The 6725-nt window shown below is 71.8% G+C and carries 8 protein-coding genes; 6 read left to right on the top strand and 2 right to left on the bottom strand.

The window, feature by feature from the left end; genetic code table 11:
• Nucleotides 1–106: 106 nt before the first annotated feature.
• Nucleotides 107–1273: an RNA polymerase sigma factor gene (locus ABT360_RS29345; RefSeq protein WP_351822976.1), complete on the bottom strand. Its 1167-nt coding sequence runs from the start codon at nucleotides 1271–1273 to the stop codon at nucleotides 107–109.
• A gap of 54 nt (nucleotides 1274–1327) precedes the next feature.
• Nucleotides 1328–2380, bottom strand: coding sequence for a lytic murein transglycosylase (locus ABT360_RS29340; protein ID WP_444852345.1), 1053 nt, complete (start codon nucleotides 2378–2380; stop codon nucleotides 1328–1330).
• Nucleotides 2381–2570: 190 nt separating this feature from the next.
• Between ABT360_RS29340 and ABT360_RS29335 the strand changes: the two genes are divergently transcribed.
• The 6 genes from ABT360_RS29335 (at nucleotide 2571) to ABT360_RS29310 (ending at nucleotide 6712) form a co-directional block, all read left to right on the top strand.
• Nucleotides 2571–2852 carry a hypothetical protein gene (locus ABT360_RS29335; protein ID WP_351822970.1) on the top strand — a complete coding sequence of 94 codons (282 nt, stop codon included), beginning with the start codon at nucleotides 2571–2573 and terminating at the stop codon, nucleotides 2850–2852.
• Nucleotides 2849–3226 carry a helix-turn-helix domain-containing protein gene (locus ABT360_RS29330; protein ID WP_351822967.1) on the top strand — a complete coding sequence of 126 codons (378 nt, stop codon included), beginning with the start codon at nucleotides 2849–2851 and terminating at the stop codon, nucleotides 3224–3226. The genes ABT360_RS29335 and ABT360_RS29330 overlap by 4 nt, the downstream gene beginning before the upstream one ends.
• Nucleotides 3227–3379: 153 nt before the next feature.
• Entirely contained in the window at nucleotides 3380–3925 is a 546-nt protein-coding gene (uraD, locus tag ABT360_RS29325) for a 2-oxo-4-hydroxy-4-carboxy-5-ureidoimidazoline decarboxylase (RefSeq protein WP_351822965.1), read from the top strand.
• Nucleotides 3922–4311, top strand: a complete 390-nt coding sequence (uraH, locus tag ABT360_RS29320; protein ID WP_073755030.1) for a hydroxyisourate hydrolase — start codon at nucleotides 3922–3924, stop codon at nucleotides 4309–4311. The genes uraD and uraH overlap by 4 nt, the downstream gene beginning before the upstream one ends.
• A gap of 7 nt (nucleotides 4312–4318) precedes the next feature.
• The gene (pucL, locus tag ABT360_RS29315; RefSeq protein ID WP_351822961.1) at nucleotides 4319–5242 is read left to right on the top strand and encodes a factor-independent urate hydroxylase; all 924 of its coding nucleotides are present in this window, start codon (nucleotides 4319–4321) and stop codon (nucleotides 5240–5242) included.
• Nucleotides 5243–5311: 69 nt separating this feature from the next.
• Nucleotides 5312–6712 (top strand): nucleobase:cation symporter-2 family protein, encoded by a 1401-nt coding sequence (locus ABT360_RS29310; protein WP_351822959.1) that lies wholly within the window; start codon nucleotides 5312–5314, stop codon nucleotides 6710–6712.
• Nucleotides 6713–6725: the final 13 nt, after the last annotated feature.

Genomic DNA, 6725 nt, shown 5'->3' with positions numbered 1-6725 from the left:
TCGCGCCTGGTCAGTCGTCGGAATCGGCGAAATCGTCAAAGTAGTGCGGCTGCGTCTGCACGTTCAGCTCGTGCATCCGCACCCGCTTCGCCGGGCCGTCGGGCGGTCAGGAGGCCGGCGAGGTGGAGGCGCCGGTCAGCGCCTTGGGCGCTCCGGGGACATTCGGCGCCTGGGGCGCCTCCCGCACCTGCGGCGTCCCCGGCACCTGGGGGACGTCCGGGACTTCCAGGGCCTCCCGGACTTCCGGGACCCCCGGGACTTCCGCCACCTCGGGTGCTTCCGAGACCTCCGGAAGTGCCGGGACCCGCGGGACCTCCGGCACCTCCGGGAGTTCCGAGACCTGCGGGACCTCCGGCACCCCCGGGACCTGCGGCACCTCCGGGACCGGGACCGCCGGGACCTGCCCGACCGGCAGAACGCCGGCCCCGGGGAGCGGGAGCAGCGGCGGCGGTGCCGGGAGCGCGGGCTCCGGAAGGAGCGGGCCCGCGGACGGGCCGCCGCCCCGCGGGGTCCGCGCGACCCGCTCCGGGCCGGGGGCGCCGGTTCCGGCGGACGGCGGCAGCGGGTGGGTGCCGTCACCGGGGCGTACGTCGGCGGTCCCGGACGTGACCGGCGGGGACGAGGGCCCGTCCTCGGACCAGTCATGGGCGTACGGCGCCACGAACCCGGCCACGGCCAGGGTCGCCGCGGTGGAGGCCGCGGCCACCACGTGGGCGTTGCCCGCGCCGCGCGGACGGCCGCGCCCGCACAGCCACAGCAGCAGGGCCAGCGTGGCCGCCAGCGAGTTGCGCAGCGTACGCCGGGCCCGGGCCAGCAGGGACTCGACCGTGCGGTAGCTCAGGCCCATCTTGTGCGCGACCTGCCCGACGTCCAGGTCCTCGGACTTGAGCCACAGCGCCTCGGCCTGCCGGGCGGGCAGCTCGCCGCTGCGCCGGGCCAGCCACTTCGCCTCGGCCCGGTCGCAGACCAGCTCGTCGACCGGCGCCGGGCCGGGCGGGACCAGTGCGGCGGCCCGGCCCGGGTCGGCCTCGCGGCGGACCTGCCGGTGGCGGTCGACGCACAACCGCATGGTCACCGTCGTGAGCCAGGCGCCGAGGCGCTCGTCGTCGAGGTGGGGCTGCTCGGCGGCCCGCAGCATCGCCTCGTGCACGGCGTCCTCGGCGTCCTCCAGGCTCATGGACCTGCGGCGGGCCACCTTGAGCAGGTGCTCGCGGTGGCTCCACGCGCGCTGCCACCGGTCGTCGTCCGACGGTGCATGCATGTCCGTAGCCATGAGGGCCCCTTCGCGCTCACCCGCCGACCCCTGACGCCCGCGGGAAGCGCGACATTACCGCCCGGTATCCGGAGTTGTGGAGGGGGCGGCGGCCATCGAGTCCTTACCGTTGCCCACGGGCCCACCAGGGAGGACGACCTCGACATCCGGAACCGGAAGGGCAGGTTCCGACGGTGTGCCGGGGCGAGTCGGCGAGGGCGGCGCCGACGGGGAGGGGGACGAGGGCGGACCCGACGGCGAGGAGGGGGCGCGCGTGGGCGTCGGCGTGGGCTTGCGCGACGGCGCGGGGGAGGGCGCGGCACCGTGCCCGTCGCCACCCGCAGCGGCCGGGCGGGCCGGCGACTTCGACGGCGCGGCCTCCGGGCGCACCGCTGCCGCCGCCGGATCCGGAACCACCCGGTGGCCCTCCAGGAAGTACGCGAACCAGGCCCGGACCGTACGCAGGTAGGCGGCCGAGTGGTTGTACCCGAGGATGGCCCGGTCCAGGTCGTACGGGTCGGAGAGGTCCCGTCCCCCCGCGCACAGGTAACGCCCCGCCGCCAGCGCCGCGTCATGGACGTTGCCGGGGTCGGCGACGCCGTCGCCGTTGCCGTCGGCGCCCCAGGCCGCCCACGTCGAGGGGATGAACTGCATGGGCCCGACGGCCCGGTCGTACACCGTGTCCCCGTCGTACGCGCCCCCGTCCGTGTCCCTGATCAGCGCGAACCCGTTGCCGTCCAGGCGCGGTCCGCGGATCGGCGTCAGGGTCGTGCCGTCCGCGCCCACCCGGCCGCCGCGGGCGTGCCCCGACTCCACCTGGCCGATCGCCGCCAGCAGTTGCCAGCGCAGGCCGCAGGCGGGCGCGGTGTCCGCCAGCCTCTCCTCCGCCTGCCGGTACGCCGCGAACACGGTGGCCGGCAGCGTGCCGCCGCCGGTCGCCGCGGCCGCGTCCCGCCGGGCCGACGCGCGCCCCTTCTCCGCCGCCTCCGCGGCCGGCGTCCGCAGCGGTGGCAGCTCGGTGCGGTACGGCGAATCACCGGAGACGCTCGCCCTCGGCGCGGCCGGGCGCTCGTCCTGGGCTGCCGACGCCGGGGCCCCCGGCGCCTGCGACGTGGTCAGCGCCGCCATCGCCGCCGCGGCGGCCACCGTTCCCCGGACCGCCTTGCCCCTGTGCGCTGCCTTCACGGCGTGATTCACGGCGTATTTCATGGCGTACGCCCCTCCCTGTCGACCCTGTGCGACCGTCCTGTCACCTCCTCTACGGGCCGGTAGCCCCCGTCCGTCGCACGCGAGTGCCGCGATTGCATACCGTGGGGGCATGCAGCGACTGAGAGTGGAGTTCACGACAGAGCCCTTCGACCTGGACGAGGCCCCCGCCCACGCGGTGGTGGCCCGCGAGGTCATCCAGGCGGCCGACCTGGACGCCGTGGACGTGGGCCCGTTCGGCAACACGGCCGAAGGCGGCGCGGACGCGGTGCTCACCGCGGTGGACGCCCTCCTCCGCCAGGCTCTGGGCGCGGGCGCCACCCGGGTCTCGCTGCAGGTCAACGTGATCGGCGAGACCGGGCAGGCCGGGACGGCGGGAGGGGACGAGAAGTGACCGAGCCGGGAGATCACCCCCTGGTCACCGCGGTGAAGCCGCTGGTGGACGCGATGGGCGCCCAGATACTGGGACCGGAGCAGGCCACGGCCGACGACGTCGTCCTCGCCTGGGAGGGCGAGGACGTCCTCGCCGTACGGCTGCCGCAGCTGGCCGACTCGCTGGACCACATCCTGGCGGCGATGGAGCGGCGGCACGGGAAACCGCTGTCCGAGCTGGACCGCAAGACCAAGCAGGCCGTCGTACGGACCCTGGAGGCGCGAGGCGCGTTCTCCGTCCGCCATGGCGTGGAGACGGTCGCAGGCGCTCTCGGGGTCAGCCGGTTCACCGTGTACAACTACCTGAACCGCGAGAATGCGGCCAAGAGTGAGTAGGTGACCACGTTGCGCAGTCGGCCGCCGTCCAGATGTCGGGACGGCGGCTTTTGTGTCACCGAAGTTTCAACAAAGTGTTGACGGCGCGTCGCGGGAGGGCGTTAGCTATCCGCAGCCCGTCCAAGCACAGGAAAAACAGCCACGGAGGCTCCCGTGACTTCGAGTACACAGCGCCTTTCGGGGGAGACCCCCGAACCCCCCGCGGGCCTCACCCGGTTCAACACCTCCGCGGACAGCGACGCGCTCGCCGCCCTGCACGAGGTGTGTGCCAGCTCGGCGTGGGGGAGCAAGGTGCTCGCCCAGCGCCCGTACGCCACCACCGAGGCCCTCTTTCTCGCCAGCGACGCCGCCATGGCCGAACTGACGGCGGAAGACCTGGCCGAGGCGATGGCGGGGCACCCGCCGATCGGCCGCCCGAAGCCCGGTGACCCGACCTCCTCCCGCGAACAGAGCGGGATGGCCGGCGCCTCCGAGGACCTCAAGGCGGAAATGCTCGAACTGAACCTGGCGTACCAGGAGAAGTTCGGCCACGTCTTCCTGATCTGCGCCACCGGCAGGACCGGTGAGCAGATGCGCGACGCGGTCCGGACCCGGATCGGGAACTCGCCCGAGGAGGAGCGGGAGATCGTCCGCACCGAACTGGGCAAGATCAACCGTATCCGGCTGACCCGTCTCGTAGAGGAAGAGAGCGCCGCATGAGCACGGAAACCACCGCTTCGGTGTCCACGCACATCCTGGACACCAGCATCGGCCGCCCCGCCGAGGGCGTCGCCATCTCCCTGTCGGCCCGCAGCGGGTCCGGCGCGCAGTGGGTGGCGCTCGGCGGCTCGGCGACCGACGCGGACGGGCGCTGCAAGGACCTGCCGGCCCTGCCGGAAGGCACCACCCACGTACGTCTCGACTTCGAGACCGAGGCGTACTTCGACAAGAAGCAAGCCGAGGCGCAGCAGGACGCCCCCCGCGTAAGGGACAGCGGCGCGTTCTTCCCGGAGGTGGCGATCACGTTCGCCGTCGTACCGGGCGAGCACTACCACGTACCGCTGCTGCTCAACCCGTTCGGCTACTCCGTTTACCGAGGGAGCTAGCAGACACATGCCCACGATTCTCGGCCAGAACCAGTACGGCAAAGCAGAGAACCGCGTCGTCAAGATCACGCGGGACGGCGACACCCATCACATCAAGGACCTGAACGTCTCGGTCGCCCTCTCCGGCGACATGGACGAGGTGCACTACTCCGGCTCGAACGCCAACGTCCTGCCGACCGACACCACCAAGAACACGGTGTACGCGTTCGCCAAGGAGTACGGCATCGAGTCCGCCGAGCAGTTCGGCATCCACCTGGCCCGTCACTTCGTGACGTCGCAGGAGCCGATCCACCGGGCGCGCATCCGCATCGAGGAGTACGCCTGGGAGCGCATCGAGACCTCCGACGCCAACTCCAAGTTCATCGGCGCCGACGAGGTCAAGCACTCCTTCGTCCGCAAGGGCCAGGAGACCCGCGTATCGGAGATCACCTACGACGGCCAGAACTGGCAGGTCATCTCCGGCCTGAAGGACCTGGTCGTCATGAACTCCACCAACTCGGAGTTCTGGGGGTACGTGAAGGACAAGTACACGACCCTCCAGGAGGCGTACGACCGCATCCTGGCCACGCAGGTCTCCGGCCGCTGGCGGTTCAACTGGACCGACGACGAGCAGCGGATGCCCAACTGGGAGAAGTCGTACGAGCAGGTCAGGAAGCACATGCTCCAGGCCTTCGCCGAGACGTACTCGCTCTCGCTGCAGCAGACGCTGTACCAGATGGGCGCGCGCATCATCAACAACCGGTCGGAGATCGACGAGGTGCGCTTCTCCCTGCCGAACAAGCACCACTTCCTGGTCGACCTCGAGCCCTTCGGACTCAAGAACGACAACGAGGTCTACTTCGCGGCGGACCGCCCGTACGGCCTCATCGAGGCCACCATCCTCCGGGACGGTGTGGAGCCGAAGATCCCGGTCGACATGACCAACCTCTGACGCCAGGCCGATGACCGCCCCGCCCGCCCGTGAGGAGGGCGGGGCGGCACCGGACCGGAGGGAACAGCCATGGCACAGCCTGCAACGGGGCCGGCAGCAGAAGGCCCGTGTTTCACCCCACCGGAGAAGACCACCTGCCATCCGGTGGACGAAAAGCTCCCCTTCTCGCGGCTCGTCCCCGCCGCGCTGCAGCACATCGCCGCCATGTACGCGGGCGTCGTCACCCCTCCGCTCATCATCGGCCAGGCCGTCGGCCTGGACACCGCCGGGATGACCCGGCTGATCGCGGCGAGCCTGCTCATCGCCGGCCTCGCCACCATCCTCCAGACCATCGGTGTCACGAACGTCGCCGGGAACCGGCTCCCGTTCGTCAACGCCGCCTCCTCCGCCGGTATCGCGCCGATGCTCGCCATCGCCGAGACCAGTGCCCCCGGTCACCAACTGCCCGCGATCTACGGCGCCGTGATGGTCGCCGGAGTGTTCTGCCTCGCCGTCGGCCCCTTCTTCGGCAGGCTCCTGCGCTTCTTCCCGCCGCTGGTCACCGGCGTCGTCATCACCCTCATCGGGGTGACCCTGATGCCCGTACCGGTCGGCTGGGCCCAGGGCGGCGACCCACACGCCGCCGACTTCGGCGCCACCAAGTACCTCGCGCTCGCCGCCTTCACCCTCGTCGTGATCCTGCTCTTCCAGCGCTTCGGCCGCGGCTTCGTCAAGCAGATCGCCCTCCTGCTGGGCCTGTTCATCGGCACGCTCGCCGCGGTCCCCTTCGGCATGGCCGACTTCGCCACGCTCGAGGAGGCGCCCGTCGCCGCCCTGCCCTCGCCCTTCGCCTTCGGTGCCCCCGAGTTCCAGCCCGCCGCGATCCTCTCCCTGTGCATCGTGATGCTCGTCCTGATGACCGAGTCCAGCGCCGGAATGCTCGCCCTCGGCGAGATCTGCGAACGCCGCACCGACGGCAGGACCATCACCCGGGGCCTGCGTACGGACGGCATCGCCACCCTGATCGGCCCCGTCTTCGGCGGGTTCCCCACCTCCGCCTTCGCCCAGAACGTCGGCGTCGTCTCCCTCACCCGGGTACGCAGCCGCTACGTCGTCGCGGTCGCCGGCGGCGCGCTCCTGGTCCTGGGGATCTTCCCGGTGCTCGGCGCGGTGGTCTCGCTCGTCCCCATGCCCGTCCTCGGCGGCGCCGGCATCGTCCTGTTCGGCTCGATCGCGGTCAGCGGCATCCGTACGCTCTCCGAGGCCGGGCTCGACGACAGCTCCAACATCATCCTGGTGGCCGTCGCACTCGGAGCGGGCATCATCCCGCTCGCCGCGCCCACCTTCTACGCACACTTCCCGGCCTGGGCGCAGACCGTCCTCGGATCGGGGATCAGCGCCGGAGCGCTCGTCGCGGTCCTGCTCAACCTGTTCTTCCACCACCTCGGCACCCGGAGCCGTCACACGGTCCCGGCACTCAAATCCTCCTAGGGTCCTGCCGTGC

It is taken from the genome of Streptomyces sp. NPDC000229 (assembly GCF_040300825.1).
In the GTDB taxonomy this organism is placed as follows: Bacteria; Actinomycetota; Actinomycetes; order Streptomycetales; family Streptomycetaceae; genus Streptomyces.
The sequence above is the reverse complement of the archived record's forward strand: the minus strand, read 5'-3'. Positions and strand labels throughout refer to the sequence as shown.

What these genes read in the sequence shown, in the direction of transcription:
- ABT360_RS29345 (WP_351822976.1), bottom strand. Translation starts at nt 1,273, where the DNA reads ATGGCTACGGACATGCATGCACCGTCGGACGACGACCGGTGGCAGCGC.
- ABT360_RS29340 (WP_444852345.1), bottom strand. Translation starts at nt 2,380, where the DNA reads ATGGCGGCGCTGACCACGTCGCAGGCGCCGGGGGCCCCGGCGTCGGCA.
- ABT360_RS29335 (WP_351822970.1), top strand. Translation starts at nt 2,571, where the DNA reads ATGCAGCGACTGAGAGTGGAGTTCACGACAGAGCCCTTCGACCTGGAC.
- uraH (WP_073755030.1), top strand. Translation starts at nt 3,922, where the DNA reads ATGAGCACGGAAACCACCGCTTCGGTGTCCACGCACATCCTGGACACC.
- pucL (WP_351822961.1), top strand. Translation starts at nt 4,319, where the DNA reads ATGCCCACGATTCTCGGCCAGAACCAGTACGGCAAAGCAGAGAACCGC.
- ABT360_RS29310 (WP_351822959.1), top strand. Translation starts at nt 5,312, where the DNA reads ATGGCACAGCCTGCAACGGGGCCGGCAGCAGAAGGCCCGTGTTTCACC.